Origin of the sequence: Modestobacter sp. VKM Ac-2984 (genome assembly GCF_026967985.1) — a bacterium.
Classification (GTDB): domain Bacteria; phylum Actinomycetota; class Actinomycetes; order Mycobacteriales; family Geodermatophilaceae; genus Modestobacter.
The window spans coordinates 158,769-184,336 of record NZ_JAPVBJ010000011.1 but is presented as its reverse complement, the minus strand read 5'-3'; the positions used below and the strand labels follow the sequence as shown (position 1 = coordinate 184,336).

The window sequence follows — 25,568 nt, the reverse complement described above, 5'->3', positions numbered from 1 at the left end:
GCCTGTCCTCTCGTGGGGGTCAGAACGACGGAGTCAGCCCTGCCAGACGTCGGCGACCCGTGCAGCGACGCTCGCCGCCTGGGTGCGCCCGGCCCGGGCCGAGGGGGCACGGGCGGCGGGGTCGAGCACGTTCTTGCCGATGGCGGCCCGGCTGGCCTCGTCCGGTGCGACCACGGCGACCCGGCTGACCAGGCCGGTGACCTGGGCGTCGACGCTGGCCATCGGGCCGGCGCCGCGCGGCAGCGGGGCGATCACCACGATCCGCTCGTACTCGGCGGCCAGGTCGGCGTTGGCCGCCGAGCGCATCCCGCCGTCCATGTACCGCCGGTCGCCGATGGTCACCGGCGGGAAGACGCCGGGGACGGCGCAGCTGGCGCCCACCGCGGTCACCAGGTCGACCCCGGAGTCGCGGGTGAAGGGGGTGAAGTCGCCGCTCTCGGTGTCGATGGCGGTGACCACCAGCGGCCGGTCGGGCCACTGCGCGCCGGCCAGCCGGCCCTCGATCGCGGCCCGGCGCTCCTCCTCCGACGGCGTCCGGCCGGTGTCGGCGGCGGTGCGCGCCAGCGCGCCGATCCGGCGGCGGAAGGCGACGTCGTCGCGGCGGGCCAGCAGCATGGCCAGCCCGTACCGGGCCAGCGTGCCGCGGCCCAGCCGGGACGCGTTCTCGTGCGGGCCGACCGGTGCCAGCTGCCGTTCGTGCAGCGACTCGACGTCGGCCCCGGTGGTCAGCAGGGCGCCGACCACCGAACCGGCCGAGGTGCCGACGACGAGATCGGCGGAGGTCAGGTCGACGCCGGCTTCGGCGAGCCCGGCGATGATCCCGATCTCCCAGGCGATGCCGGTGACGCCGCCGCCACCGAGGACCAGGGCCGTGCGCTGCGAGCTCATCAGGCCATCCTGACGCACGTCGCCGGCCTCGACGCAGCGAGTGACGTACGCCACCCTGGGGACCCAGCACCGCCGCTGACGTGAGGACGACGGATGACCACGACGCAGGACGCCAGCACCACCCCGGCACCGACCGAGCCGGCTCCGGAGCGCTCGTCCTGGCCGCCCGGGCTCCCCCGCTCGCTGGACTACCCGCTCCTCCCGGTCGGCTCGGTGCTGCGGGCCGCGGTGCGCCGGTGGGGCGACCGGACGGCCTTCGTCCACCACGACGTGGAGCTGTCGTTCACCGAGCTGGGCCGCCGGGCCCACGCGGTGGCCGCCGGGCTCGCGGCCCGCGGCATCGGCCGGGGTGACGTGGTGGCCGTGCACCTGCCCAACTGCCTGCAGTACCCGGCCGTCTACTACGGCGTGCTGCTGACCGGGGCGACCTTCTCCCCCACCAACCCGCTGCTGCCCCCGGCCGGGCTGGCGCACCAACTGGCCGACGCCGGCGCCCGGGCGCTGGTCACCTGGGAGCCGGTGCTGCCCGTCGTCCGGCTGGCGCTGCCCGACACCGGGGTGGAGACCGTGGTGGTCACCGGCCCGCAGCAGATCGGCGACCCGACCGCCGCCGTCGACCTCGCCGACCTGCCCGGCGCCGTCTCCCTCGGCGACCTGCTGGCCGCCGACCCGACCGACGCCCACCGCGACGCCGACCTCGACCCGGTCACCGACCTGGCGCACCTGGCCTACACCGGTGGCACCACCGGGGTCAGCAAGGGCGTGGAGCTGCCGCACCGGGCCGTGGTCACCAACGTGCTGCAGTCGGCCTGCTTCACCACCGGCTCGGTGCCGGCCCTGGACGCCGCCGGCGACGTCACGCTCGACCAGTTCAGCAGCCCGGCCGAGCACCCCACCCGGCTGGGCACCGCCACCCTGATCAACCTCACGCCCTGGTTCCACGCGATGGGGGTGATCGGCTACCTCAACGGGCAGGTGCTGAGCGGCGCGACCGTCGTGGTGCACGACCGGTTCGACCCGGCGCTCTACGTGGCCGACGCCGTGCGGTACCGGGTGACCAGCATCGGCGGCGCGCCGCCGGTGTTCGTCGCGCTGCTGCAGGTGCCGGGCATCGCCGAGGCCGACCTCTCCAGCGTCCGCGGCTTCTCCAGCGGCGCGGCCCCCCTGCCGGTGCCGCTGATCGAGCGGATGGCGGCCCTGGTGCCCGGGGTGGTGATCGCCGAGGGGTACGGGCTGACCGAGGTCACGATGATGGCGACCGGCAACCCGCCGCACAGCTCGGGGATCCGCAAGCCCGGCACGGTCGGCGTCCCGCTGCCGGACACCGAGGTCAGCATCCGCCCCTTGGGCGGCGGTGACCCGCTGCCGGCCGGGGAGCGCGGGGAGGTCTGCCTCCGCGGCCCCCAGGTGATGCGCGGCTACGCCGGGCGACCGGATGCGACGGCCGAGTCGATCGACCCCGACGGCTGGTTCCACACCGGCGACGTCGGGGTGCTGGACGCCGACGGCTACCTGTCGATCGTCGACCGGACCAAGGACATGCTGCTCTACAAGGGCTACAACGTCTTCCCCCGCGAGCTGGAGGAGCTGCTGTTCGGCACCCCGGGGGTCGCGGCCGCCGCGGTGGTCGGCCGGCCGGACCCGGAGGCCGGCGAGCTGCCGGTCGCCTACGTGGTGCGCCGGTCCGACGACGCCGGTGCGGCGCTGACCGCCGGGAGCCTGATGGCGGTGGTCAACGAGCAGGTGACGCCGTACAAGCGGCTGCGGGACGTCGTCTTCGTCGACGCGCTGCCGGTGTCGCCGGCCGGCAAGGTGCTCAAGCGCGAGTTGAGCGCGCGTGAGCGTGCCGCGGGCGGGCATGGGCCGGGCGCCGCCGGGAACGGCTGAACGGCCACCACCAGTTGACGTCGCCGAGCACCGCGACCAGTGCGGGCGTGAGCACCCCGCGGACGACGGTGGCGTCGAGCAGGATGCCCAGCGCCAGCGTGGTCGCGAAGATCTTCACGTCGACGACCGGCACCGTGGAGAGCGCGACGAAGGCCAGGAAGAGGATCAGCGCCGCCGAGGTGACCAGCCGGCCGGTGTACGCGACGCCGTGCACGGTCGCCTCGTCGGTGCTCATCCCGGCGTCCCGGCCCTCCCGGATCCGGGACAGGATGAAGACCTCGTAGTCCATCGACAGCCCGAACAGGAACGAGAACGCGGCCACCGGGACCCAGAAGGTGAGCGTGCCGGTGGCGGAGGCGCCGAAGAGGGTGTCGGTGAGGTTCCCCTCCTGCCAGATCCACACGGTCATCCCGTACGCGGCCGCGATCGACACCACGTTGAGCAGCAGCGCCTTGACCGGCAGCCAGATCGAGCGCAGCGCCGGGGCGAGCAACGCGAAGGTGATGACGACGACCAGCGGCAGCACCCACCAGGCGTTGCCGTAGATCGCCTCGACCGAGTCGGCGTCGCCGGCGGCGGTGCCCCCGACCTGGGCCCCGGGGAGCTCGTCGGCGGCCGCCCGGACGGCGGTCAGCGCCTCGCGGCCGGCCGTGGACGACGGGTCGTCGGCGAGGACGACGTCCACCAGCCCTGCCCCGCCGCCCTGCCAGGCCTCCCCCTCGGGCGCGAGCACCCCGGCCACGCCCTCGACCTGCGACAGCCGCTCGACGGCCGCGGCGCGGTCCTCGGTGAGGACCTCCACGGGCCGGACCAGCCCGGCCGGGAGGCCGTCGCCGGTGAGCTCCTGGAAGGCGGTCGCCGCCGGGGAGGAGCCGGTGGCGATCGCCGAGACCTGCGGGGAGCCCAGCCGGATGCCCAGCACCGGGGAGGCGAGCAGCAGCAGCAGCGCGGTGGCCAGCAGGGCGGAGACCCAGCGGTGCCGCACCACCGTCGTCCCGATCCGGCGCCAGGCGCGGCTCTCCGAGCCGCGTGCCTCCCGCCGCGGCCACTCCAGCCGGCGCCCGGCGGAGGCGAGCACGACCGGCAGCAGGGTGAGCGCGACGAGCACGCTGACCAGCGGGATGAAGAGCCCACCGAAGCCGACCGTGCGCAGGAAGGGCAGCGGCAGCACCACCAGGGACAGCAGTGAGATCGCCACGGTGACCCCGCTGAAGACGACCGCACGGCCGGCGGTGGTCATCGCGGTGCGCACGGCGGCCAGGTCGTCGGCGCCGGCGGCGCGCTCCTCCCGCCAGCGCATCACGACCAGCAGCGAGTAGTCGATCGCCACGCCCAGCCCGATCAGCCCGACCAGGTACTGCACGATGAAGCTGACGTCGGTGACCGCGGTCAGCGCGAGGACCAGCAGGAAGGTCGTGGTGATCGCCACCGCGGCGACCAGCAGCGGCACCAGCGCCAGCAGCGAGCCGAACACCAGCGCCAGGACGACGATCGCCCCACCGGCGCCGAGCGCGATCTCCACGATGATCGGCCGCTCCTCACCGCCCCCCTCGGCCAGCAGCGGGGTGCCGGTGACGACCGGTTCGACCCCGGCCACGGTGACCCCCTGCAACGCTCCCTCCAGCTGGGGCAGCGCGGCCGCGTAGGGAGCCGGGCCCTCCACCGCCGGCGGCCAGACCAGCACGACCGCGGTGCCCTCGGCGGCGAGCACGTCGGCCGCCGCACCCTCGTCGAGTGGACTGGCCACCCGCCAGCCGGGCTGCCGCAGCCGGTCGACGACGCCGGCCAGCTCCTCGCGGTTCTCGGCGATGCTGCTGCCCTCGGGCAGCGCCACGGTGACCGCCAGCGGGTCGACGCCCCCGCCGGTGCCGAACTGCTCGACGATGGTCTGGTTCGCCTCGTACGCGGGCTGCCCGGGCGTGGAGAAGTCGAACCCCAGCCGGTCGATCGTGGTCGGCGCCAGCAGCCCGCCCACGACGGCCAGCGCCAGCCAGGTGAGCACCACGATCCGGCGGTGCCCGAGCACCCAGTCGGCCAGACGACCCATCTCATCCCCCTCGACCCCAAGCATCAGGAGACTGATGCTCTGCCGACAACCTACGGTGTCCTCCGTGGCGGATCCAGCGGACGACGACGGCCCGGGCGCCGGGCTGCCGCCCTGGCTCGCCGAGGACCCCGCCGGCATCCCCGCCTACGCCCTCGCCCGGGCCGGCGCCGCGGTCAACGCCCTCTTCGCCCGGGAGCTGGCCACCGTCGGGCTACGACCGCACACCTTCGTCGTCCTGGTCCACCTGGCCCGCGCCCGCACGCTCACCTCCGCGGAGCTGGCCCGCCGGCTGCAGCTGACGCCGCAGAGCATGAGCGCCCTGCTGCACGGGCTGGTCGACGCCGGCTGGGTCGAGCGGCCCGGCCCGGTCCGCCGCGGCCAGCGGGCCCAGGTGCACATCACCGAGGCCGGCCACCAGGCGCTGCTGGCCGCCGGTCCGGTGCTGGCCGACCTGGGCCGGCCCGCCGTCCTGGGACTGACCGAGGCGGAGGCGGCGACGCTGCACGGCCTGCTGGACCGGGTGCTCACCGCCGTGCAGGCACCGCCCGGCGCGGACCGGCTCGGCGGGCCGCAGCCCAACCCCGGACCGGCCGACACCCCGACCTGAGCGCCACGCCGGGCCGCAGTCCCCAGCCACGGCGGCTATCGTCCCGCCGGTGACGTGCGAGCAGCCGGCCCGGTGAACGGGCAGAGGGAGCAGGGCACCGTGAACGAGGACCGCACCGGCGTCCACCTGCCGCACACCGAGGAGTCCCCGGCCCGGCAGGTCTGGCGCCGGGTGATCATCGCCGCCACCGTGCTGATCGCCACGGTGCTGATCGTCTACCTGCACCGGGACAGCTACGCGGACAACCAGGGCGGCGAGATCAGCCTGCTGGACGCCACCTACTACGCCACCGTCAGCCTCTCCACCACCGGCTACGGCGACATCGTCCCGGTCACCCCCGGCGCACGGCTGGTCAACATCATCGTGATCACGCCGCTGCGCGTCATGTTCCTGATCGTTCTCATCGGGACGACCCTGGAGGCGCTCACCGCGCGCTCCCGGGAGGAGTTCCGGATCCGACGCTGGAGGTCTCGCGTGCGCCAGCACGTCATCGTGTGCGGCTACGGCACCAAGGGCCGCAGCGCCATCCGCGCCCTGCTCAGCACGGGCACCGACGCCGACCACATCCTGGTCGTCGACCCCGATCCCCGGGCCATCGACGAAGCCACCGCGGCCGGGTTCACCGGGGTGCTGGGTGACGCCGGTCGGATGGAGGTGCTGCGCCGCACGTCGGTGGAGAAGGCCCGGGCGGTCGTCGTGGCGGCCGACCGCGACGACGCGGCCGTGCTGATCACGCTGACCGTGCGGCAGCTCAACCCGACCGTGCCGATCACCGCCAGCGTCCGCGAGGAGGAGAACGCCAGCCTGCTGCGCCAGTCCGGCGCCGACTCGGTGATCACCTCCTCGGCCACGTCGGGGCGGCTGCTCGGCCTGTCGACCGACCAGCCCGGCGTGGTCGCGGTCGTCGAGGACCTGCTGACCAGCGGACGGGGGCTGGACCTCGCGCAGCGCACGGTCAGCCAGTCCGAGGTCGGCCTGGGGCCGCGCCAGCTGCGGGACGTCGTCCTGTCGGTGGCCCGCGGCGGGCGCACGCTGCGCTTCGACGACCCGCTGATCGGCACCCTGCAGAGCGAGGACGTGCTCGTGGTCGTCAAGGCCCACCGGGCGTCGGCCGAGAAGGGCTAGGCGCGACCGATAGAGGCTGGCGGGACCGATCGCCTCAGCCGACGCCGCGGATGGCCGCGCGGACGGCGACGTCCACCGCCGGCATGTCCGGCTCGGCCTTGCCGTGGGTGTGCGCGGCGTGCAGCCGGCCGTGGGCGATCAGCTCGGCGGACGTCGGGGCGCGGAAGCTGGCTCCGCAGCCGGGGACGACGTCGGCGCAGTCGAACTCCTTCATCGAAGGGCTCCTGAGGTGAGCAGTGGCTCGGCGGGCGCCGGGCCGGGGACGGGGAGGTTGGCCGGGACGGCGGCGCCGCCGTACAGCTCGGCCAGCCGCAGGGTCATCCGTTCCGCCCGGACCAGCCCGAGCAGCCGGCCCAGCTCGTCGACGCACAGCACCGGGTCGAAGCGACGGGCCGCGACGCGGGTCATCGCCCGGGTGACCACGTCGACCAGCTGCGCGGCCGGCCGCACCCGCAGGCTGACGGGCATGAGCTGGACGTCGGTGCCCGGCTCGTCGTCCCGGGAGCCGGGACGGATGAGGTGGACCGGGCAGCCCAGGTCGTCGACGGCGACCACGAGGTCGAGACCCGGGTCGGCGGCCAGCAGCTCAGCAGCGGCGGTCAGCGCCGCGGGGTCACCGGCCGGATCACCGGAGCGGACCGTGGGCACGACCTCGACCAGCGCAGCCACCTGGTCGGCGGCGGCGCTGCGGGCGGCCAGCGCCTGCAGCCGTTCGGCCACCCCGGGGCGCAGCTCGGGCCAGCCGGGCCCCGGTTCGGCCAGCAGGTACCCCTGGGCCAGCGGCACCCCGAGCCGGACGAACGCCTCCAGCTCCTCGGGCCGCTCGATCCCCTCCACCAGCAGCCAGGCGTCCAGCCGGCCGGCGTAGGTGCCCAGCAGCTCGGCGAGGGCCAGCTTGGCCTCGTCCCGGTCGGCGTGGTCGACGAGGGCGCGGTCGAGCTTGACGAAGTCCGGCCGCAGCAGCGCGAGCTGCTGCAGCCCCGAGTAGCCCGAGCCGGCGTCGTCCAGGGCGATCGCGGCACCGACCGCCCGCAGCCGGTCCAGCAGCTGCAGCAGCGGGCCGGTGTCCTCCACCGGGACGTGCTCGGTGAGCTCGAGCACCAGGCCGGACAGGTCGTCGGCGGTCAGCAGCAGGTCGGCGATCTCGGGCTCGGTGAGCAGGTGCGGGCTGATGTTGACGCTGAGGAAGCGGTGCGGGGGGAGGTCGGCGCGGACGCGGAGGGCGGCCGCGACGACCCGGGCCTCCAGCCGGGGGCCGAACCCGAGCGCGTCGGCCATGGCGAACCACCGGTCCGGGCCGCACCCGGCCGGCCCGTCGAACCGGGACAGCGCCTCGTAGCCGGCGACCACGCCGCGCCGCAGGTCGACGATCGGCTGGAAGACCAGCCGCGGCTGAGCGGGGTCGGCGAGCACGGCCTCCAGCGCGGCGGCCCAGCCACCGACCGGGGTGGGAGCTGCGCGTTCGTCGCCGACCGTGCCCGCTCGACCGGCTCCGGCCACCACGTCTGCCACCTCGTCCGTACCTCCTGCCGTTCCCCGACCGCTGTGCCCTTTCCCTGGACGCGCGGCCGTGCCGTCCACCTTGTCCGATCGTGATCGGCACGGGGAGGCGGTCACTGGAGCGGCTCACCCCGGAGGGGCACGAGGCAGCTGCTGGCGTGGCGGTCAACGACCGCGGCGTGACGTTCGCGTGAAATGTCCCCGAAGGACCGGCGTCCCCGAGCGTTCCGGGTGAGGATGGCCGGGCACCGGCGAGAGGAGCGGACCAGCAGATGACCGTGTCCCAACCGAGCGCGGTCGAGATCGGGCTGATGTCCGGCCGCGCCGGCTACGTCCTGCGGGCGAACGACCGCGGCGCCTTCACCGTCGCCTCCCCCACGCTCTACCCGCACATGTGGAGCTGGGACGCCGGCTTCGTGGCGCTGGGCATCGCGACGGTCTCGGTCCCCCGGGCCCTCAACGAGCTGCGCAGCCTGCTGTCGGGACAGTGGGCGACCGGGATGATCCCGCACATCCTGTTCCACGAGCCCAGCGACTACTTCCCCGGTCCGGAGCGCTGGCGCACCCAGGTGGCCGCCGCCCGCCCGGCCGGGGTGCTGACGTCGGGGATCTGCCAGCCGCCGATCCACGTGATCGCCCTGTCCCGGATCCTGCACGACGCCCGCCGGAAGGGCGGCGCCGACCAGGAGCTCGCCGAGGAGTTCGTGCGGGAGACCTTCGACCAGTGGCTGGCCTGGCACTCCTACCTGGCGACCGCCCGCGACCCGTACTCCTACGGGCTGGTGGAGATCCACCACGGCTGGGAGTCCGGGATGGACGACTCCCCGCGCTGGGACTCGCCTTACGCCAACGTGCACCCGCAGCCGGACATGCCGCCGTTCGTCCGCGCCGACCTGGCCCACGTCGCCGACCCGTCGCAGCGGCCGACCGACGCCGAGTACGCCCGCTACCTGTGGCTGCTGGAGCAGAAGGTCCGCACCCGCTACGACGACACCGCCTACCGGGCGACCGGTGACTTCGTCGTGGGCGACGTGCTGGTGTCCGCCCTGCTGGCCGCCGCCAGCGACCTGCTCGCCGACATGGGCGAGGAGCTGGGGATCGGGGGGGGCACGGCCGGAGGCGTCGAGCAGTCCCGGGCGATCGCCCGCCGGTTCCGCACCGGCGTGCTGCGCTCGGTCGACCCGCGGACCGGGCTGGCCCGCGACCTGGACCTGCGCACCGGCCAGTGGCTGGACGTGGAGAGCGCCGCCGGGTTCGCCCCGCTGGTGTGCGGCGGCGACGAGGCGCTCACCCGCCGGCAGCGCGACCTGCTGCTCGGGCCGCGGTGGTGCGGGCACTCCCGGCTGCGCTGGCCGGTCATGCCCTCGGTCTCCCCGGCCTCCCCGGCGTTCCGGGAGCAGACCTACTGGCGCGGGCCGCAGTGGCCGGTGCTCAACTGGCTGATGGCCTGGGCGCTGAACCGCTCCGGTGAGCCGGAGGCGGCCAACCAGCTGCGGTTGGCCGGGCTGTCCCAGCTGATCGACTGCGACTTCGCCGAGTACTACCAGCCGGTGACCGGGGAGACGCTCGGCAGCCGCGACCAGTCGTGGACGGCGGCGATCGCGCTGGACTTCCTCGCCGCCCGGCGTCCGGCCCAGCGGCGTCCGGTCCGCTGGCTCACCAGTGAGCTGCCCCGGATCACCCCCGCCCAGCGGGACGCGCACCGGGACGCCCCGCGCGATGCCCACCAGCCCTCGGCGGTCCCGCACACCGGGCACGTCGCCGGGCACCGTCCGCCGCACGGCCGCGGCCCGGCCACCACCCCGCAGCCCCAGCAGCGGCCGTCCTGACCGCGCCGGGCCGGGCGGGCTCCGGCGAGCCCGCCCGGCCGGGTCTCACGGCCGCGGGTCGGGGCTCTTGGTCAGCGCCGGGTCGGTCAGCGCCACCGGGGCGAGCACCTCGTCGATCCGCTTCTTGACGTCGTCGTCGAGCCGGACCCCGGAGGCCTTGACGTTGTCGGTGACCTGCTCCGGCCGGCTGGCCCCGATGATCGCCGCCGCGACGTTCTCCTCCTGCAGCACCCAGGCCACCGCGAGCGTGGCCATCGTCAGCCCCAGGTCGTCGGCGATGGGCTTGAGCTCCTGCACCCGCTCCAGGACGTCGTCCTTCATCCAGCGGGCGATCATGTTCGCCCCGCCGCCCTTCTCGTCGGTCGCGCGCGAACCGGCCGGGACCGGCTGGCCCGGCAGGTACTTGCCGGTGAGCACGCCCTGCGCGATCGGGGAGAACACGACCTGGCTGATGCCCAGCTCACGGGAGACCGGGATGACCTCCGCCTCGGGCACCCGGTGGAGCGCCGAGTACTGCGGCTGGTTGGACACCAGCGGGACCTTGAGCTCGTCGGCGAGCTCCTTGGCCGCCCGGATCTCCTCGGCCCGCCACTCCGAGACGCCGATGTAGAGCGCCTTCCCGCTGCGCACGACGTCGGCGAAGGCGAGCATCGTCTCCTCCAGCGGCGTCGCGTAGTCGTAGCGGTGGGCCTGGTAGAGGTCGAGGTAGTCGGTGCCCAGCCGGCGCAGCGAGGCGTCGATCCCCTCGAGCACGTGCTTGCGGGACAGCCCACGGTCGTTCGCGCCGGGCCCGACCGGCCAGTAGACCTTGCTGAACAGCTCGATCCCGCTGCGCCGCTCACCGGCCAGCGCCTTGCCCAGCACCTCCTCGGCCCGGCCACCGGCGTAGACGTCGGCGGTGTCGAAGGTGGTGATGCCGGCGTCCAGGGCGGCGCGGACGCAGGCGTTCGCCGCCTCGGTCTCCACCTGCCCGCCGTGGGTGATCCAATTGCCGTAGGTGATCTCGCTGATCTTCAGGCCGCTGCGGCCCAGGTGTCGGAACTCCATGTGTCGTTCCTACCCGCTGACCCAGGTCACGGCTCGGCATCGAGTCGGCGACCGACGGGAGTGGGACGCGGGGAACGGGGGCAGTCCCTTCCCGGACCACGCCCACGACCTGAAGGAGTTCCCTGTGAAGCGGACGATGCTCTTCGCCGCCACCGCCACCGCCGCCCTCGTGCTCACCGCCTGCGGAGACGACGAGGACGGCGTCGGAGGCTCCTTCGAGGCATTGAACGACGGGGCGGTGACCGAGGAGCCCGAGGTGCTGGTCGACCTGACCGGCGAGCTGGTCGACCCCGAGGGCAGCGTGCTGGGCACCGCCACCTTCAGCAGCACCACCACCGGGACGGAGATCGAGGTGGACGCCAGCGGACTCACCCCGGGCGACCACCCGATGCTGCTGGTCAGCGAGGGCGGCTGCACCGAGGACGCGATCGACGGCGCCCCGGTGGCCGACCTCCCGGCCCTGCCGGTGACCACGCAGGAGGTCGGCCAGCTGAGCACCCTGGCCGGGGAGTTCGACCTGGACCTGCTGGCCGACGAGGACGGCACCTCGCTCATCGTGCTGCCGCTGGACGACGAGGTCCTGGCCGACGACGCCGCCTGGGTGGCCTGCGCCTCGATCGAGGGCTGAGGAGCCACCACGCCTGGGTGCAGCCTGCGCCACCTCAGGTGACCCCTGGGCGGGATCGATCGGCGCGGCCTCCCTGGACAGGCTCGGGAGGTCCGCACGATCGACCTGCCCCGAGGAGTCCCCGTGTCCGCCGCCCCCGACCCGAACCGCTCCCCCATCCCCCGCCGTACGTGGGCCACGCTGCTGGTCGCCGCCGCCACGGTGACCACCGCCGGCGCCACCGGCCTGCTGAGCCCTGACGACGCAGCGGCCGATGCCGCCCGGCCGGTGCACGCCCTGCAGGACGAGCTGGACGCGCTCGTCGCCGACGACGGCTTCCCCGGCGCGCTCGCTGCCGTCCGCGGAACGGGCGGCCGGGTGCACCACCTCACCGCCGGGGTCGGCGACCTGACCACCGGCGAACCGGTGCCGGTCGACGGCGAGGTGCGGATCGCCAGCAACACCAAGACCTTCGTCGCCACCGTCGTCCTGCAGCTGGCCGAGGAGGGGCTGGTCGACCTGGACGCCCCGATCGAGACCTACTTCCCCGGGCTGATCCGCGGACCGGGCGGTGACGGCAACGCCATCACCGTGCGCCACCTGCTGCAGCACACCAGCGGGCTCCCCGACTACGACGACGTCGTGGTGGCCGACTACCTCGCGGTGCAGCACCGATACGTCGAGCCCCATCAGCTGCTCGACATCGCGCTGGCCCGGCCGGCCTCCTTCGCCCCTGACACCGGCTGGGAGTACAGCAACACCAACTACGTGCTGGCCGGGCTGCTCGTCCAGGAGGTCACCGGCCGGCCGATCGGCGCGGAGATCACCACCCGGATCGTCGAGCCGCTCGACCTGGACGACACCTACTGGCCGCACGAGGGCGAGCAGGAACTCCGCGGAGACCACCCTCACGGCTACTACGCCTCCGAGCCGGAGGCCGAGTACGCCGACGTCACCGTGCAGGACCCCGCCTTCGGCTGGGCCGCCGGCCAGCTGGTCGCCAGCCCCGGCGACCTGCTGGACTTCTTCACCGCCCTGGTCGACGGCGAGCTGCTCGGCCCGGCGATGCTCGCCGAGATGCAGTCCACGGTGCCGGCGCCGGGCTCGGCCGCCAGCGGCGACGAGGCCTACGGCCTGGGGTTGCAGACGTTCACGCTCAGTTGCGGCGGCACCGCCTGGACCCACGGCGGCGACATCCCCGGCTACGAGACCCGCGGTGCGGTCACCGAGGACGGGCGCGGCGTCATGGTCGCGGTCACCGCGCTGCCGACCGCGGTGGAGCAGATCGTGCACGTCGAGGACGTCGTGGACGTCGCCCTCTACGAGTGAACGACGACCCCCGGCTGCTCCGTCGTGCGCAGCCGGGGTCCGACTCTCAGCGAAGCGGCACCAGACCCGACTCGTAGGCAGCGATCACGGCCTGGGTGCGGTCCCGGGCGCCGAGCTTGCGCAGCAGGCTGCTGACGTGCGTCTTGACGGTCTGCAGGCCGAGGAACAGCTCGGTGGCGATCTCACCGTTGTTCAGCCCGTGCGCCATCAGCCGCAGCACCTCCGCCTCTCGATCGGTCAACGCCACCCGCGCCGCGCCTCGGGCCGTGCCCCCGCCCGCGTGCCGCGCAGCGAGGGACCGGATCGCGGCCGGGAACAGCAGGCTCTCGCCCCGGGCGACGATCCGCACGGCGTCCACGATCTCGGCCGGCCGCGCCCGTTTCGGGAGGAACCCGTCGGCTCCGGCGTGCAGGGCCGCGTAGACGTTGTCGTCGTCGGCGAAGGTGGTCAGCACCAGCACGCGCGGCACACGGGGATGGTGGCGCCGCAGCGTGCGGGTCGCCTCGATGCCGTCGACCAGCGGCATCCGGATGTCCAGGACGACGACGTCCGGGCACAGCCGCACCACCGCCGGCACGACCACCGCCCCGTCCGCGACCTCGCCGACCACCTCGATGTCCGGCTGCGCGTCGAGGATCGTGCGCAGACCGCTGCGCACCAACTCCTCGTCGTCGACCAGCAGCACCCGGACGGTCATCCGGGCACCGGCAGCCGGACGGCGACCCGCCAGCCGTCGTCGACGCGACCGGCCTCCACCGTGCCGCCGAGCGCGGCGGCACGGTGCTGCAGGCCGGGCACCCCACTGCCGGTACCGGCCGCGGCGGGCAGCGCCACCGGGGTGGGGTTGCGGACGTCGACGACCAGTCCCCCGCCGTCCACCTCGACCCGCAGCCGCACCGGCACCGGACCGGCGTGCCGCAGGGCGTTGGTGAGCGCCTCCTGCACGATCCGGTAGCCCTCCTCGGAGAGCTGCCCCGGCAGGTCGGCCAGCTGACCGGCGACGTGCAGGTCGACTTGGGCCCCAGCGGCCTCCGCCGAGTGCACCAGCCGGTCGAGGTCGGCCAGCGTGGGCGCCGCCACGGGCGGGCGCGACGTGTCGCGCAGCAGGCCGAGGACCCGGTCCAGGTCGGCGGTGGCCTGCCGGGCGGAGTCCTCGATGGCGCGCAGCGCACCGTCGACGAACGCCGGGTCTCGGCCGGCGACCTCCCGCGCGGCACCGGCCTGCAGCAGCGTGACCGTCAGCGCGTGCCCGATCGAGTCGTGCAGCTCGGCGGCCAGCCGGGTGCGTTCCCGCAGCCGCTCGGTGCGGGCCCGTTGCGCGGCCAGCCGCTCGGCCGCCGAGGGGTGCAGCAGGTGCCGGGCCGCGGCCGCGAGCAGCTCGCCCAGTGCGGCGAGTGCGTACACCAGTGCGACGACCAGCAGCAGCGCGAGCAGCAGCCGGACCCAGCCCGGCCCGCCACCCGCGGTGCCCCGTCCGGACGACAGGTCCAGCACCGTGGCCACGGTGACCGCCGTCAGCTGGCCGGCCAGCACGCCGAGCTCGACCCGCACGACCAGCCAGGCCAGCAGCCGCGCCCGATCCGACCAGCTCCGCGAGGAGTCGACCGTGACGTCGTCGTCGCCGGGCAGCACCAGGGCACGCACCTGGACGCCCTCGCTGCGCCGCACCACCGGGACGCCGGCCAGCAGCACCAGCAGCGGCACCGGGGCCAGCGCGAGCCCGGCGAGCGTGCCTGGCGAGGTGTCCTCCAGCCCCGGCCAGACCATCGCGCAGGCGACCGCGAACCACAGTCCGACCGCCAGGTGCAGGACGCGCGTCCACGTCGTCCTGCTGGTCGCCGGCCGCAGCACGCTGTGCACGCGGCCATGATCCCGTCTCCCGGGTCGCCACGGCGTCCCGCTGGAGAGGGAGTCGACGTGATCGCGCGATGGAGGCGCGGGGGCGTCCGGTCGGCGAGCGTGGGTGCATGCCGGACGACGGGAGCGCGACGTGATCGAGGTCCGTGGACTGACCAAGCGGTACGGGGCGGTCACCGCGGTGACCGGGCTGACGTTCGACGTGGCACCGGGCGTGGTCACCGCGTTCCTGGGGTCCAACGGGGCCGGGAAGTCGACCACGCTGCGGATGCTGCTCGGTCTGGACCGGCCGACCGCCGGCACGGCCCGCATCGGCGGCTCCCCCTACGCCCAGCTGCGCGACCCGCTGCGGACCGTGGGCTCGCTGCTGGACAGCAGCGCACCGCACCCCGGCCGGACGGCCCGGGCACACCTGCGGTGGCTCGCCGCGAGCAACCGCCTCCCCGGACGCCGGATCGACGAGGTCCTCGACACCGTCGACCTGACCGCCGTCGCCGACCGGCGGGTGCGCGGGTTCTCCCTGGGCATGCGACAGCGGCTGGGCCTGGCCGCCGCCCTCCTGGGGGACCCTGCGGTGCTGCTGCTGGACGAACCGGTCAACGGGCTGGACGCCGAGGGCATCCGGTGGCTGCGCACGTCGCTGCGGCGGCTGGCTGCCGAGGGCCGCACGGTCGTGGTCTCCAGCCACCTGATGAGCGAGGTCGAGCAGACCGCCGACCACCTGCTCGTGATCAGCCGCGGCCGGTTGCTGGCCGACACCCCGCTGCCCGACTTCCTCGCCGAGCACTCCGCGCCGGGGACCGACCACCGGTCGCTGGAGGACGCCTTCCTGGCCCTGACCACCGGAGCCGACACGTGATCGCCGCCCTGCACGCCGAGTGGGTCAAGGCGACCACCCTGCGGTCGACCTGGGTGTGCCTGGCCGGCTTCGCCGTCGCGGTCACCGGCATCAGCGCCGCCGTCGTCGGTGCGATCGGTGACCTCCAGGCCGCCGAGCCCGACTACGACGCCGGCCTGCTCGCCTTCTACGGCCTGAACTTCGGGCACGTGGCCGTCATCGTGGTCGCGGTGCTGCTCACCGCCGGGGAGTACGGCCGGCAGACGGTGCACGACGCGCTGGTCGCCGTCCCCCGGCGCGGGGTGTTCCTGGCGAGCAAGGTCGCCGTGGGTGCCGCGCTGGTGCTGGCCACCGCCACCGTCACCGCGCTGGTCAGCGCGGTGGTCACCCAGGCCCTGCTCGGACCGGCGGGGCTCAGCCTGTCTAAGCTGGCCCGGCCGACCGTGGCGGCGGCGCTGTACCCGGCGCTGCTGGCCGTGGTCTGCATGGGCGTGGCCATGGTGATGCGCGACCAGACCGGCGCCCTCGGGCTGCTGGTCCCGTTCTTCTTCCTGGTGTCGCCGCTGCTCGAGCTGGTGCCGGTGCTGCAGCACCTCGCGGTCTGGCTCCCCGACCGCGCCGGCCAGGTCGCCGTCCGGCTGCACCCCCGCCCGATCGACGCCTTCGGCCCGGTCACCGGGCTCGTCGTGCTGGCCCTGTGGGCCGCGGCGGCGGTGCTGGGTGCTTGGTGGGTGCTGCGCCGCCGGGACGCCTAGGTGTGCTGCTCGGTGACGTCGGTCCAGCGGTCCGACCTGGGGAGGAGGTGTGCTCGCCGATGTCCCTCCGTGGGCTGATCCGCGGTGACCTGCTGCCTGCCAGGATTCGCCGGTGAGCAGTCCCGTTCCCGCATCCGCCGCCTCATCGGAGGCTCCGCAGGCCGCCTCTGACCGCCCTCTCGACGTGGCCCATGACCGGGATGGCGGTGTCGACGGCGGCGGTCCCCACCTCGCGCCCCGGGAGGAGCAGCGATCTGGGCTGGGTGCCCCGGTGGCGCTCGGCTTCGCCGTGCTGATCGGCCTGGCATGGGGAGCGGCGACGTCCGGCCTGCAGACGGTCCTGCCCTGGCCCTTCTCCGGGCTCGCCAACGCAGTCAGCCCTTGGGTGGCCCCCGCTTTCGCCATCGGCGCGCTGACCAAGCGGCCATGGGTCGCAGCCGCAGCTGGGGCCCTCGTCTGCTTCGGCGAGGTCGGCGGCTACTACCTCGTCTCCATGGTGCGCGACTTCGGCGTGAACCCGACCATGGTCATGCTGTGGGTGGCCACCGGCGTGGTCGGCGGTCCGGTGTTCGGCGCGGCGGGGTGGTGCTGGCGTCGGGTGCGGTCGCTGCGCTGGACCGGGCTGAGCGCGGCGCTCATGGGCGGGGTGTTCCTCTCCGAAGGCGCCGTCGGCTATGGCGTCTACCTGCACTACACCGGTGACGCCGTCGTCTTCTGCACCCTCGGGGCTCTGCTCGTCGTGGCGCTGGGAGCCACTGCACCGGCGGCACGAGCGGCTCGAGCACCTGGTCGAGGCATCGGCACCGCCATGGTCTGGCTGCTGCTGGTCTTCCCGCTGGGTGCCGCCGGGCAGGCGCTGCTGCGACTCATCGCCTGAGCCGTGCCCGACGCACATACCCACATGTCTCGATGCGGCGGCACGCACGTCTCGCGCGCAGCTCCACCGTTGCTCGTCAGCTGGTCGGTTCGAGGAACTCGAGCCGGTTGCCGAAGGGATCGGCAGCGTAGAAGCGGTCATGGCCCGGGAAGTCGTCGTCCCAGGTGACCGGGTGCCCGGCGGCCTCGAGCTGTCGCGCGAGCGCGTGCAGGCCGTCGACGAGCAGCCCGGGGTGCGCCTTGCGCGCTGGGCTGAACGGATCCTCGACGCCCAGGTGGACCTCGATCACTCCACTCCGGAACCAGCACCCAACCCGAGCCGCAAGCACCGGCGGCTTCTCCAGTTCCTGCATCCCCAGGACGCCGTTCCAGAAGCCACGACAGGGCTCCTCGCCGCCCCGGGGGATGGCCAGCTGCACGTGGTGGATGGGGCGGAACGAGAACGGCGTCCCGGGCACGACTGCTCCTTGCTGGCGCACGAGGCGCCGGTGACGGTTGATCTGGGCGTCGATGGCGGTCGAGTCTTCTGCAGCGAGAGGATCTGGGAGCGGACCGCACCGTGTGGGCACCGGAACCGTGCACTGGTCACCGCTGCCGGGAGACGTCGAGCTCGAGCATCTCCCGTGCTCCCTGCTGGAACTCGAACGGGACCGGCCGCAGGCTCGCGACGACCCCGGCCGCGCTCATCTCGGACACGAGGTTCTCGACGAGCCCGGTCAACCGCGCACCCGCCTGGTCGACCAGCGGGAAGACCCGCACCCTGCCGCGGCTGACCCGGACCATCTCCTGCATCGCCGCCCGGTGCCAGTCGTGGTCCAGCCGGTCGGCGTAGGTGAACAACAGGTGGGAGGAGAGCACGAGGTCGAAGGACCCGTCGGGGAAGGGCAGGTGTGGCAGCGACGCGGGAACGTACCGCTTCGGGTGGGCGAGCAGGTCGGCCGCGAAGACCTGGGCGGACTCCCCGCGGCGACGGGCGTGTGCCGCCGGGGCGCCGTAGAAGTCCCACAGGTATCGGTCGGCGGTGGCCTGGGTCCAGGCGGCACCGCGGGCGAGTTCGGCGTCCAACTGGGCGATCAGCGCTGCCGGCGGCGCGGCGTACACCGGGTCGACAGCGACCGCGTCGACGCCACGGGCACAGGCGGTGGCCGTGAAACTGGCCCCGCCGCCGGGGCAGTCGAGCACCCGTCCGGTCAGGTCGCCGTCGGTGAGGTCGAACATAGCCCGGTACTCGTCAGCGTCACGCGCGCTGACGAGGAACTCCCCGATGCTGCGGGCCTCGTTACACAGGTCGCTCATCGGGTGCCGGACAACTGCTTGACCAGGTGCACGAGCTCGACGCCCGGGCGCAGCTCCTCCCGAGATGTCTCCACGTACCCGCACCGCTCGTACAGCCGGAGGTTCGCCGTACTTCGCGCACCGGTGAACAGGGCCGCCCGGGGCAGTCGCGTCGTGGTCTCCGCAGCGGCCAGCAACCGGCCGCCGATGCCCTGCCCCTGCAGGTCGGGGGCGACCACGAGCCGGCCGATGCGCAGGACGCCGTCGTCCTCGCGCGCCCGGACTGCGGCCACCAGTCGGGAACACAGCCAGGCCCCGAGGCAGCTGGCGGCGGTGAGCTCGGCGTGCAGCTCGGGGAGGGTCTGCACGAGCGCAGGCAGCCGGACGTCGCCGTACAGCTGGGCCTCGGTGACGTAGGCGGCCCGCTGCAGGGTCAGCAGTTCACCGGACTCAGCGACGTCCAGGAGCCGGAGAGTGGGGAGGGAGGGCACGGGCGGTCCTTCCATGGAGGAGGCGGACCGCGTGCGACGACGAGCCCACCGGGACAGGTGGACTCGGACATGGACCACCTAGCGGGTGGGCCACCACGTCGTCGTCATGCCGGGCAGCATGCCGTGTTCCCCTTCGCCGACACAACGGGGCCCCTCGCGTGGCGGTCACTGCAGAACGACGGGCAACCGCCGTACGCACTGCCCGAGGGACAGCGGATCTAGAGCAGGGAGACCACGGGTGCCTGGAGGACCACTCCACCCCCAGAGGTCAGCGTCTGCCGGTAGGTCCCTCGGGTGCGCACGCGGGACTGCTCGAGCTGCGCATCGAGCGTGATCCAGGCGTCACCGATGCTGGGGGGTGGGACGTCGTAGCGGACCGTCACTCCGCGCTCGGACGAGGGAACGACGACGAGCGCGAGCTCGGGGCCGGTCCCCCGGCCGTCGGCGGACACCCCGGCCGTCACCTGGATCGACTCCTCGTCCGCCATCCCGTCGTAGGTGAGGACGACCTCAGCATCGTGCCGGCCGGCAGCAGCCAGCTGGGAGCGCAAGGCGCGGGTCAGCTCGTCCACTGCCACCCCGATCTCGGACTCGTCCCCGACGGACGTCTGCAGCGACGCCAGTTGCAGACCTGGAAGGGGACCCAGTTCGAGAGAGCTCATGATGACGCGACGTCCTTCTCGTAGGGAGTCGAGGCGGACCCGCACCTCCTGCAGATGCATCGATGCTCCGGAGATCTGGGCCACCAGCTCGACCTCACGCGTCTGGAGCAGCGCCATGAGTCGAGACTCGGAGAGATCCGAGCTGAGGAGATCGGCGACGGCGTCCAGCCCGAAGCCGACAGCACGAAGTGCCGCAATGGCGCGGACCCGACCCGTCTGACTCACGCTGTACTTCCGGTAGGCGGTCCGGTCGTCCACCTCGGCCGGCGCCAGGAGGCCGATCTCCTCCCAGTGACGCAGCATGCGCCGGGAGACTCCCGTGCGGTGCGCCAGTTCCCCGATGCTCAACATGTCGCCACCTACTTCACCCACTCACACAGTGTCAAGGTCAAGCGAGGCGTTCGAGAGACGGATCAGGGCGCGGTCGGCTCCGTCAGCAGATCGCTGACCAGCTCGAGCGTCAGCTCGGGGAACCGTTCAGCCACCGACTCGGACATCAGCCGCTCTCCCTCGGGTTCGTCGAACGCGCAGCGCTCCCGCGTGGCAGCGTCGGGCCAGCGGGCATAGGCGACCCACGTGCCATCGGCCGCGCGGTGCAGCCGGGACCCGTGACTGCCGCAACCGGTGCGGATGGCGCGGGTCACCCGCTCCCAGCCGTCGCGGAACTGCTCCTCGCTCCCCGGTCGCAGCCGCCACCGGTAGACCACCGCGAACATCTGTCCTCCTCCGGCGACGCCCTCTGCGTCAGCCAGGAGGACCGTCACATCTCAAGGGGACTTGAGGTCAACCCCTCTGCCCGTGAGGCTGCCGATGTGCTGCTGACCATCGGAGAGCTGTCCCACCGGGCCGGGCTGTCACCGGCGACCCTCCGCTACTACGAGGAGATCGCCCTCATCAGCAGCACTCGCTCGGCGGGCCGCCACCGCCGCTACCCGCGCTGGACGTTGCGCCGGTTGGCCGTCGTGGCCGCCGGGCAGCGAATCGGACTGTCCCTCGCCCAGATCCGTCAGTCACTCGCCGATCTGCCCACCGACCGAGCACCGACCCGAGCCGAGTGGTCGGTGCTGTCGGCGTCGTGGCGCTCCCACGTCAACGCGCGCATCGCGGAGTTGACGACCCTCCGCGACGAACTCGACGGCTGTGTCGGCTGCGGCTGCCTCTCCCTCGACCGGTGCCCGCTGTACAACCCGGGCGACGAGGCAGCCACGGAGGGCCCGGGCGCCCGGCTGATCCGACGAGCGCAGATGGACCCCTCCTCGTAGCGGTCTGGACCGGGTCGACCGTCGGACCGCGGACCGGGTGGCGTCCCTAGGCCCGGCGGCGGACGTCGTCCAGGTAGCGGAGCACCGCGGTCACCCGGCGGTCGGCCCGGTCGTCGGGAGGCAGGTCGAGCTTGGCGAAGATGCTGCGGATGTGCTTGTGCACCGCACCGTCGGTGACCACCAGCCGCTCCCCGATCGCGGTGTTGCCCAGCCCCTCGGCCATCAGGGCGAGCACCTCCCGCTCCCGCGGGCTGAGCCGCTCCAGCCGGGTGTCGGTCCGGGTGCGGGCGAACAGCTGGGCGACCACCTCGGGGTCGATCGCGGTGCCGCCGGCAGCCACCCGGTGCAGGGCGCCCAGGAACTCCTCCACCCGGCCGACCCGCTCCTTGAGCAGGTAGCCCAGCCGGGCGGCGCCGCCGGCGAGCAGGTCGGTCGCGAACGCCTGCTCCACGTGCGCCGACAGCACCAGGACGGCGAGGTCCGGGCGGCGGCGCCGAGCCTCGACGGCGGCCACGATCCCCTCGTCGGTGTGGGTGGGCGGCATCCGGACGTCGACGATCGCGACGTCGGGCCGGTGCTCGTCCAGCGCGGTGAGGAACTCCGCCGGACCCGCCGCGGTCGCCACCACGTCGAGCGACTCGGCACGCAGCAGCAGGGCGAGGCCCTCGCGCAGCAGCGCGTCGTCCTCGGCGATCACGATCCGCACGGCAGCTCCACGGTCAGGGTGGTGGGCCCGCCGGGCGGGCTGGTCAGGGTGAGGGTGCCGTCGTGCGCCTCGACCCGGCGGCGGATGCCGACCAGTCCGGTGCCGCCGCCCTCGACCGCCCCGCCGGTGCCGTCGTCGGTGACGCGGACGCACAGCCGCCCCTCACGCAACCGCACGTCGACGGCGGCCCGGCCGGCACCGCTGTGCCGGGACACGTTGGTCAGCGCCTCGGCCACGGCGAAGTACGCCGTCGCCTCGACCGAAGCGGCGCAGCGGACCGGCACGTCGACGTCCACCTGGCACGGCACGGCGGAGGTCGCGGCCAGCCCGGTGAGCGCGCCGGCCAGACCGCGGTCCTCCAGCACCGGCGGCAGGATGCCGCGGGCCACCGACCGCAGCTCGGCCAGCGCCTGCTCCGCGGCGTCCTGCGCCCGCCCGAGGATCTCCTCGGCGGCCGCGGGGTCCCGGGACACGGCCCGCCGGGCGGCCCCCAGCAGCACCGAGACCCCGACCAGCCGGTTCTGCGCGCCGTCGTGCAACGAGCGCTCGATCCGGCGCAGCTCGGTGGCGTGCGCATCCAGGGCGGCGGCGCGGGTGGCGGTGAGCTCCGCGACCCGCAGCGAGAGGTCCGTGCCGGCGTCCGCGGCGAGCAGCCGGCGTCCGTGCCGGGCCAGGAGGTCGGCCACCGGCGGGGTGAGGACGACGGTGAGCAGCGCCCAGGCCAGGCCGATGCCCACGACCGGGACGACGTCGGCCCAGTCGGACACCACCCAGAAGGTGAGCGCATCGGTGGCCTCCTCGTCGGGCAGCAGCTGCCACCACAGCGGGAAGGTGAGCTCCCGGACGGCGTAGATCGGCAGCAGCAGCCCGACCGCCGACAGCAGCAGGCCGGCCGTCGCGTGCCCCGCCAGCCAGCGCAGCTGACGCCGGGTGGCCGGGTCGGCGGCCGCATCCCGGAGCCGCCGCGGCGGGGGCCGTGGGCCGACGACCTCTGGGCCCCAGCGACCGAGCCGGGCCCGTTCCCGCTCGGCCACGGCGTGGACCCCGCGCAGGCCGGCGGGCAGCGCCAGCAGGCCGATGCCGACCAGGCTGGTGAGCAGTGCGCCCAGCAGGAACAGCAGCACGCCCAGGGCGAGCAACGCGGTGCCCAGCGCACCGGGCAGCTGCTCCAGGGCCACGAGGCTGCGGCCGGCGGCGCGGGCCACGGGGCCTCGCCGGCCACCCGCGCGCTGCCTGCTCGTCGTCGCCACGGCTGCTGACGCTAGGGCCCGGCACCGGGCGGGGACAGCGAACCGGGCCAGGAGTACAGCCTGCTGTACCCGGGCGGGTCAGATGAGAGGCGGGTCAGACGAGCTTCAGCGTCATCCGCTTGAGCCGCACGATCAGCCGCATCGCGCCAGAGCGGCCGAGCTCCTCCTGCCGCTCCTGCAGCTGCCGGCCGAGCTGCTCCAGCCGCTCCTCACCGAGGGCGTGCGCCTGGGGGAACATCCGCTGCTCCTCCTCGAAGGTGTGGTGGTGCAGCGTCGAGGACAGCATCCGCACCTCGGTGACGAACTCCGGGTCGTCCACGGGCGTGCGCATGACCGTGGCGAGCTGCTCGTCGATCTGCCGGTGCTCGGCGTGGGCCAGCGAGAGCAGCGGGGAGACGTCCCGGACGGCGGGGTAGAAAAGCTCGTCCTCGATCTGGGTGTGCACCTCCAGCTCGCGCAGCAGCTGGTCCCGCAGCCGCCGCCGGTCCGCGACCTGGTCGTCGGTCGTCTCCGCGAGCTGTCGCAGCAACCCGCGCAGCACGTCGTGGTGGGCGGTCAGCACCTGGTCGGCCTTCATCGGGACGCCTCCTCGGCGGTCGTCGTGGCGGTGGCGCTGCGCCAGTGCGCCCGGCGGCGGACCTCGACCTGGCCGTCGCTCACCCGGGTCTCGAAGCAGGGCAGCGGCGCGGTCGACGGGCCCTGCGCCGGTTCCCCGGTGGCGAGGTCGAAGCGCGACCCGTGCCACGGGCACACCAGTTCCCCGCGGTGCAGCCACCCCTCCCCCAGCGGTGCGCCCTGGTGCGGGCAGATGCCACCCACGGCGTGGACCTCGCCGTCCTGCGCGACCAGCACCACCGGCACTCCGGCCACGTCCACCCCGACCGGTTCCCCGTCGACGAGGTCGGCCTGCGCGAGCACCGGGGTGAACCGGCGCGGCTCGGGGCTGCGGTCGGCGTGGTCGGTGCCGAGACCGTGGCGGTAGGACAGCGCCCCGCCCAGCCAGCTGCTGGCCACCGTGAGCGCGAGACCGGTCGCCGCGGTGACCCGGGCCCGCACCGCCCGGCCGCGCCCGCGGTCGGCGAAGGACCAGCCGTACAGCGCGAGAGCGGCACTGTTCAGCCCGGCGTGCACCAGTCCGACCCGCCGGGCCCCGTCGTGCGCGTGCTGCCAGTCGGTGAACCCGGTCGCCGCGGACGCCACCGCGCCGGCCACCCCCACGCCGACCACGGCCCGGGCCGCCGGGCCGGCTCCCGGACCACCGCGGCCGGTCGCGTCGAGACCGTCGAGCACCAGCGCCGCCGTCCAGGCCCCGACCGGCACGGTGACCAGTGCGGGGTGCAGCGGGTGGCCCAGCCAGACGCCGTGCAGCAGGTCCTGCAGCGGTCGGGCCAGCCGGCCGGTGAGCAGGTAGGTCAGCGCGATGCCGTGCTCCACCTCGTAGCCCGGCGCGTCGAGGACGTCCCAGCGCTCGACCGCCCCCAGGACACCTTCCAGCCGACTCCGCAGGCTCACCGGGGGACGTCCCGTCCAGTCATGTCCCCCCGGGTGCCCCATGCCCGGCGGACGAAACGACGTCGCCGGGGCGGAGCAGACCTCGGTGTCCGGGCCCGGCAGGGAGCCTCCGCTGGCTCCGTCGCACGCAGCAGGGAGGATCGGGCACGTCCACGTCCTCAGGAGGAACCGTGCCCGCCTCGCTCCCCCCGCTGCCCACGACCGTCGTCGGCAGCCTCCCCCAGCCGGACTGGCTGATCGACCGCGACCGGCTCGGGCACCAGTTCCCGCCCCGGGTCCGGGCCAAGGAGCTGTGGCGGGTGCCCCCGGAGTTCCTGCAGGAGGCCCAGGACGACGCCACGCTGGCCACCATCCGGGTGCAGGAGGAGGCCGGGCTGGACATCGTCGGCGACGGCGAGATCCGGCGCGAGTCCTACTCCAACCACTTCGCCACCGCGCTCGACGGGCTGGACCTGGACCACCCGGGCTCGGTGCGGAACCGCTCGGGCATCGACATCCCGGCGCCGCGGGTGGTGGGTGAGATCCGCCGGCCGGCCGCGGTGCAGGCGGCGGACGTGCGGTTCCTGCGCGCGCACACCGACCGGGCCGTGAAGATCACCGTGCCCGGCCCGTTCACCATGGCGCAGCAGGCACAGGACGACCACTACGGCGACGACCGGGCCCTGGCGCTGGCCTACGCCGAGGTCGTGCGCGCGGAGATCGCCGACCTGTTCGCCGCCGGCGCCGACATCGTGCAGCTGGACGAGCCGTGGCTGCAGGCCCGCCCCGAGGTGGCCCGCCGCTACGGCGTCGAGGTGCTCACCGCAGCGCTCGCCGACGCTCCCGGGCCGGTGCACGTGCACGTCTGCTTCGGCTACGCGGCGATGGTCGCCGACCGTCCCGAGGGCTACTCGGTGCTGCCGCAGCTGGCCGACGTGCCGGCCGCCGCGATCTCGATCGAGACGGCGCAGTCGCACCTGGACCCGGCGACCCTGCGGCCGCTGCGCGGCAAGGGCGTCGCCCTCGGCGTCCTGGACCTCTCCACCCCGGAGGTGGAGGCCCCGCAGGTCGTCGCCGACCGGGTGCGCCGCGCCCTGGACCACGTGGACGTCGACACGCTGGTGCTGTCCAGCGACTGCGGGCTGAAGTACCTGCCGCGGGAGTCGGCCGCAGGCAAGATGCGGTCCCTCGCCCAGGCGGCGGAGCTGCTGCGCGCCGAGCTCTGACCGGACGGCGAAC

At 74.2% G+C, this 25,568-nt stretch carries 27 protein-coding genes; 11 read left to right on the top strand and 16 right to left on the bottom strand.

Going from position 1 to position 25,568, the window contains the following annotated elements:
* Positions 1-33: 33 nt before the first annotated feature.
* On the bottom strand, positions 34-888 hold the full coding sequence (locus tag O2W16_RS20430; RefSeq protein WP_269160671.1) for a patatin-like phospholipase family protein: 855 nt from the start codon (positions 886-888) through the stop codon (positions 34-36).
* Positions 889-981: 93 nt separating this feature from the next.
* On the opposite strand from O2W16_RS20430, the gene O2W16_RS20425 reads away from it, so the two are divergent.
* Positions 982-2,775 carry a class I adenylate-forming enzyme family protein gene (locus tag O2W16_RS20425; protein WP_269160670.1) on the top strand — a complete coding sequence of 598 codons (1,794 nt, stop codon included), beginning with the start codon at positions 982-984 and terminating at the stop codon, positions 2,773-2,775.
* Here O2W16_RS20425 and O2W16_RS20420 read toward each other — a convergent pair.
* Positions 2,705-4,822, bottom strand: coding sequence for an MMPL family transporter (locus tag O2W16_RS20420; RefSeq protein ID WP_269160669.1), 2,118 nt, complete (start codon positions 4,820-4,822; stop codon positions 2,705-2,707). The genes O2W16_RS20425 and O2W16_RS20420 overlap by 71 nt on opposite strands.
* A 64-nt stretch (positions 4,823-4,886) precedes the next feature.
* On the opposite strand from O2W16_RS20420, the gene O2W16_RS20415 reads away from it, so the two are divergent.
* Both O2W16_RS20415 and O2W16_RS20410 read left to right on the top strand, forming a co-directional pair.
* Entirely contained in the window at positions 4,887-5,429 is a 543-nt protein-coding gene (locus O2W16_RS20415) for a MarR family winged helix-turn-helix transcriptional regulator (RefSeq protein WP_269160668.1), read from the top strand.
* 72 nt (positions 5,430-5,501) lie between these two features.
* Positions 5,502-6,554 (top strand): potassium channel family protein, encoded by a 1,053-nt coding sequence (locus tag O2W16_RS20410; RefSeq protein WP_269160667.1) that lies wholly within the window; start codon positions 5,502-5,504, stop codon positions 6,552-6,554.
* A 34-nt stretch (positions 6,555-6,588) separates the two neighbouring features.
* Here O2W16_RS20410 and O2W16_RS20405 read toward each other — a convergent pair whose 3' ends face one another.
* Both O2W16_RS20405 and O2W16_RS20400 read right to left on the bottom strand, forming a co-directional pair.
* Positions 6,589-6,768, bottom strand: a complete 180-nt coding sequence (locus O2W16_RS20405) for a DUF1059 domain-containing protein (RefSeq protein WP_269160666.1) — start codon at positions 6,766-6,768, stop codon at positions 6,589-6,591.
* Entirely contained in the window at positions 6,765-8,066 is a 1,302-nt protein-coding gene (locus O2W16_RS20400) for an EAL domain-containing protein (RefSeq protein WP_269160665.1), read from the bottom strand. The genes O2W16_RS20405 and O2W16_RS20400 overlap by 4 nt, the downstream gene beginning before the upstream one ends.
* A 260-nt stretch (positions 8,067-8,326) precedes the next feature.
* Between O2W16_RS20400 and ggh the strand changes: the two genes are divergently transcribed.
* Complete coding sequence (gene ggh / locus O2W16_RS20395) at positions 8,327-9,883, top strand: glucosylglycerate hydrolase (protein WP_269160664.1); 1,557 nt, start codon at positions 8,327-8,329, stop codon at positions 9,881-9,883.
* A 45-nt stretch (positions 9,884-9,928) separates the two neighbouring features.
* Here the strand turns inward: ggh and O2W16_RS20390 are convergent, their stop codons facing one another.
* Complete coding sequence (locus O2W16_RS20390) at positions 9,929-10,930, bottom strand: aldo/keto reductase family protein (RefSeq protein ID WP_269160663.1); 1,002 nt, start codon at positions 10,928-10,930, stop codon at positions 9,929-9,931.
* Positions 10,931-11,054: 124 nt separating this feature from the next.
* Here O2W16_RS20390 and O2W16_RS20385 point away from each other — a divergent pair, with 124 nt between their 5' ends.
* Both O2W16_RS20385 and O2W16_RS20380 read left to right on the top strand, forming a co-directional pair.
* Positions 11,055-11,558, top strand: coding sequence for a hypothetical protein (locus O2W16_RS20385; RefSeq protein ID WP_269160662.1), 504 nt, complete (start codon positions 11,055-11,057; stop codon positions 11,556-11,558).
* Between the two features lie 123 nt (positions 11,559-11,681).
* Positions 11,682-12,866 carry a serine hydrolase domain-containing protein gene (locus O2W16_RS20380; protein WP_269160661.1) on the top strand — a complete coding sequence of 395 codons (1,185 nt, stop codon included), beginning with the start codon at positions 11,682-11,684 and terminating at the stop codon, positions 12,864-12,866.
* A gap of 46 nt (positions 12,867-12,912) precedes the next feature.
* Here the strand turns inward: O2W16_RS20380 and O2W16_RS20375 are convergent, their stop codons facing one another.
* Both O2W16_RS20375 and O2W16_RS20370 read right to left on the bottom strand, forming a co-directional pair.
* Positions 12,913-13,563 (bottom strand): response regulator transcription factor, encoded by a 651-nt coding sequence (locus O2W16_RS20375; RefSeq protein ID WP_269160660.1) that lies wholly within the window; start codon positions 13,561-13,563, stop codon positions 12,913-12,915.
* Positions 13,560-14,726, bottom strand: coding sequence for a sensor histidine kinase (locus O2W16_RS20370; protein WP_269160659.1), 1,167 nt, complete (start codon positions 14,724-14,726; stop codon positions 13,560-13,562). Before O2W16_RS20370 ends, O2W16_RS20375 begins: the two co-directional genes overlap by 4 nt.
* Before the next feature lie 130 nt (positions 14,727-14,856).
* Between O2W16_RS20370 and O2W16_RS20365 the strand changes: the two genes are divergently transcribed.
* From O2W16_RS20365 to O2W16_RS20355, 3 genes are all read left to right on the top strand, one after another.
* Entirely contained in the window at positions 14,857-15,582 is a 726-nt protein-coding gene (locus O2W16_RS20365; protein WP_269160658.1) for an ABC transporter ATP-binding protein, read from the top strand.
* Complete coding sequence (locus tag O2W16_RS20360) at positions 15,579-16,316, top strand: hypothetical protein (protein WP_269160657.1); 738 nt, start codon at positions 15,579-15,581, stop codon at positions 16,314-16,316. The genes O2W16_RS20365 and O2W16_RS20360 overlap by 4 nt, the downstream gene beginning before the upstream one ends.
* A 271-nt stretch (positions 16,317-16,587) precedes the next feature.
* Positions 16,588-17,193: a DUF6518 family protein gene (locus tag O2W16_RS20355; RefSeq protein WP_269160656.1), complete on the top strand. Its 606-nt coding sequence runs from the start codon at positions 16,588-16,590 to the stop codon at positions 17,191-17,193.
* A gap of 76 nt (positions 17,194-17,269) precedes the next feature.
* Here O2W16_RS20355 and O2W16_RS20350 read toward each other — a convergent pair whose 3' ends face one another.
* The 5 genes from O2W16_RS20350 to O2W16_RS20330 form a co-directional block, all read right to left on the bottom strand.
* A complete protein-coding gene (locus O2W16_RS20350) occupies positions 17,270-17,650 on the bottom strand; it encodes a hypothetical protein (protein WP_269160655.1) in 381 nt (126 codons plus the stop codon).
* A gap of 127 nt (positions 17,651-17,777) precedes the next feature.
* Positions 17,778-18,488, bottom strand: coding sequence for a class I SAM-dependent methyltransferase (locus O2W16_RS20345; protein ID WP_269160654.1), 711 nt, complete (start codon positions 18,486-18,488; stop codon positions 17,778-17,780).
* Positions 18,485-18,958, bottom strand: coding sequence for a GNAT family N-acetyltransferase (locus O2W16_RS20340; protein ID WP_269160653.1), 474 nt, complete (start codon positions 18,956-18,958; stop codon positions 18,485-18,487). Before O2W16_RS20340 ends, O2W16_RS20345 begins: the two co-directional genes overlap by 4 nt.
* Positions 18,959-19,176: 218 nt before the next feature.
* Positions 19,177-19,971, bottom strand: a complete 795-nt coding sequence (locus O2W16_RS20335; RefSeq protein WP_269160652.1) for a MerR family transcriptional regulator — start codon at positions 19,969-19,971, stop codon at positions 19,177-19,179.
* 62 nt (positions 19,972-20,033) lie between these two features.
* Positions 20,034-20,336, bottom strand: a complete 303-nt coding sequence (locus tag O2W16_RS20330; RefSeq protein WP_269160651.1) for an antibiotic biosynthesis monooxygenase — start codon at positions 20,334-20,336, stop codon at positions 20,034-20,036.
* A gap of 96 nt (positions 20,337-20,432) precedes the next feature.
* Between O2W16_RS20330 and soxR the strand changes: the two genes are divergently transcribed.
* On the top strand, positions 20,433-20,882 hold the full coding sequence (gene soxR / locus O2W16_RS20325; RefSeq protein ID WP_269160650.1) for a redox-sensitive transcriptional activator SoxR: 450 nt from the start codon (positions 20,433-20,435) through the stop codon (positions 20,880-20,882).
* 46 nt (positions 20,883-20,928) lie between these two features.
* On the opposite strand, the gene O2W16_RS20320 is transcribed toward soxR, so the two are convergent.
* The 4 genes from O2W16_RS20320 to O2W16_RS20305 all read right to left on the bottom strand — a co-directional run bounded on the left by O2W16_RS20320 (position 20,929) and on the right by O2W16_RS20305 (position 24,350).
* On the bottom strand, positions 20,929-21,588 hold the full coding sequence (locus O2W16_RS20320) for a response regulator transcription factor (protein WP_269160649.1): 660 nt from the start codon (positions 21,586-21,588) through the stop codon (positions 20,929-20,931).
* Positions 21,576-22,793, bottom strand: a complete 1,218-nt coding sequence (locus O2W16_RS20315; protein WP_269160648.1) for a sensor histidine kinase — start codon at positions 22,791-22,793, stop codon at positions 21,576-21,578. Before O2W16_RS20315 ends, O2W16_RS20320 begins: the two co-directional genes overlap by 13 nt.
* Positions 22,794-22,932: 139 nt before the next feature.
* Positions 22,933-23,415, bottom strand: coding sequence for a hemerythrin domain-containing protein (locus O2W16_RS20310; RefSeq protein ID WP_269160647.1), 483 nt, complete (start codon positions 23,413-23,415; stop codon positions 22,933-22,935).
* A complete protein-coding gene (locus tag O2W16_RS20305) occupies positions 23,412-24,350 on the bottom strand; it encodes a non-heme iron oxygenase ferredoxin subunit (protein ID WP_269160646.1) in 939 nt (312 codons plus the stop codon). The genes O2W16_RS20310 and O2W16_RS20305 overlap by 4 nt, the downstream gene beginning before the upstream one ends.
* 170 nt (positions 24,351-24,520) lie before the next feature.
* On the opposite strand from O2W16_RS20305, the gene O2W16_RS20300 reads away from it, so the two are divergent.
* Positions 24,521-25,555 carry a 5-methyltetrahydropteroyltriglutamate--homocysteine methyltransferase gene (locus O2W16_RS20300; protein WP_269160645.1) on the top strand — a complete coding sequence of 345 codons (1,035 nt, stop codon included), beginning with the start codon at positions 24,521-24,523 and terminating at the stop codon, positions 25,553-25,555.
* Positions 25,556-25,568 lie beyond the last annotated feature (13 nt).

What these genes read in the sequence shown, in the direction of transcription:
- O2W16_RS20330 (WP_269160651.1), bottom strand. Translation starts at nt 20,336, where the DNA reads ATGTTCGCGGTGGTCTACCGGTGGCGGCTGCGACCGGGGAGCGAGGAG.
- ggh (WP_269160664.1), top strand. Translation starts at nt 8,327, where the DNA reads ATGACCGTGTCCCAACCGAGCGCGGTCGAGATCGGGCTGATGTCCGGC.
- O2W16_RS20335 (WP_269160652.1), bottom strand. Translation starts at nt 19,971, where the DNA reads ATGTTGAGCATCGGGGAACTGGCGCACCGCACGGGAGTCTCCCGGCGC.
- O2W16_RS20425 (WP_269160670.1), top strand. Translation starts at nt 982, where the DNA reads ATGACCACGACGCAGGACGCCAGCACCACCCCGGCACCGACCGAGCCG.
- O2W16_RS20430 (WP_269160671.1), bottom strand. Translation starts at nt 888, where the DNA reads ATGAGCTCGCAGCGCACGGCCCTGGTCCTCGGTGGCGGCGGCGTCACC.
- O2W16_RS20310 (WP_269160647.1), bottom strand. Translation starts at nt 23,415, where the DNA reads ATGAAGGCCGACCAGGTGCTGACCGCCCACCACGACGTGCTGCGCGGG.
- O2W16_RS20405 (WP_269160666.1), bottom strand. Translation starts at nt 6,768, where the DNA reads ATGAAGGAGTTCGACTGCGCCGACGTCGTCCCCGGCTGCGGAGCCAGC.
- O2W16_RS20375 (WP_269160660.1), bottom strand. Translation starts at nt 13,563, where the DNA reads ATGACCGTCCGGGTGCTGCTGGTCGACGACGAGGAGTTGGTGCGCAGC.
- O2W16_RS20345 (WP_269160654.1), bottom strand. Translation starts at nt 18,488, where the DNA reads ATGAGCGACCTGTGTAACGAGGCCCGCAGCATCGGGGAGTTCCTCGTC.
- O2W16_RS20390 (WP_269160663.1), bottom strand. Translation starts at nt 10,930, where the DNA reads ATGGAGTTCCGACACCTGGGCCGCAGCGGCCTGAAGATCAGCGAGATC.
- O2W16_RS20420 (WP_269160669.1), bottom strand. Translation starts at nt 4,822, where the DNA reads ATGGGTCGTCTGGCCGACTGGGTGCTCGGGCACCGCCGGATCGTGGTG.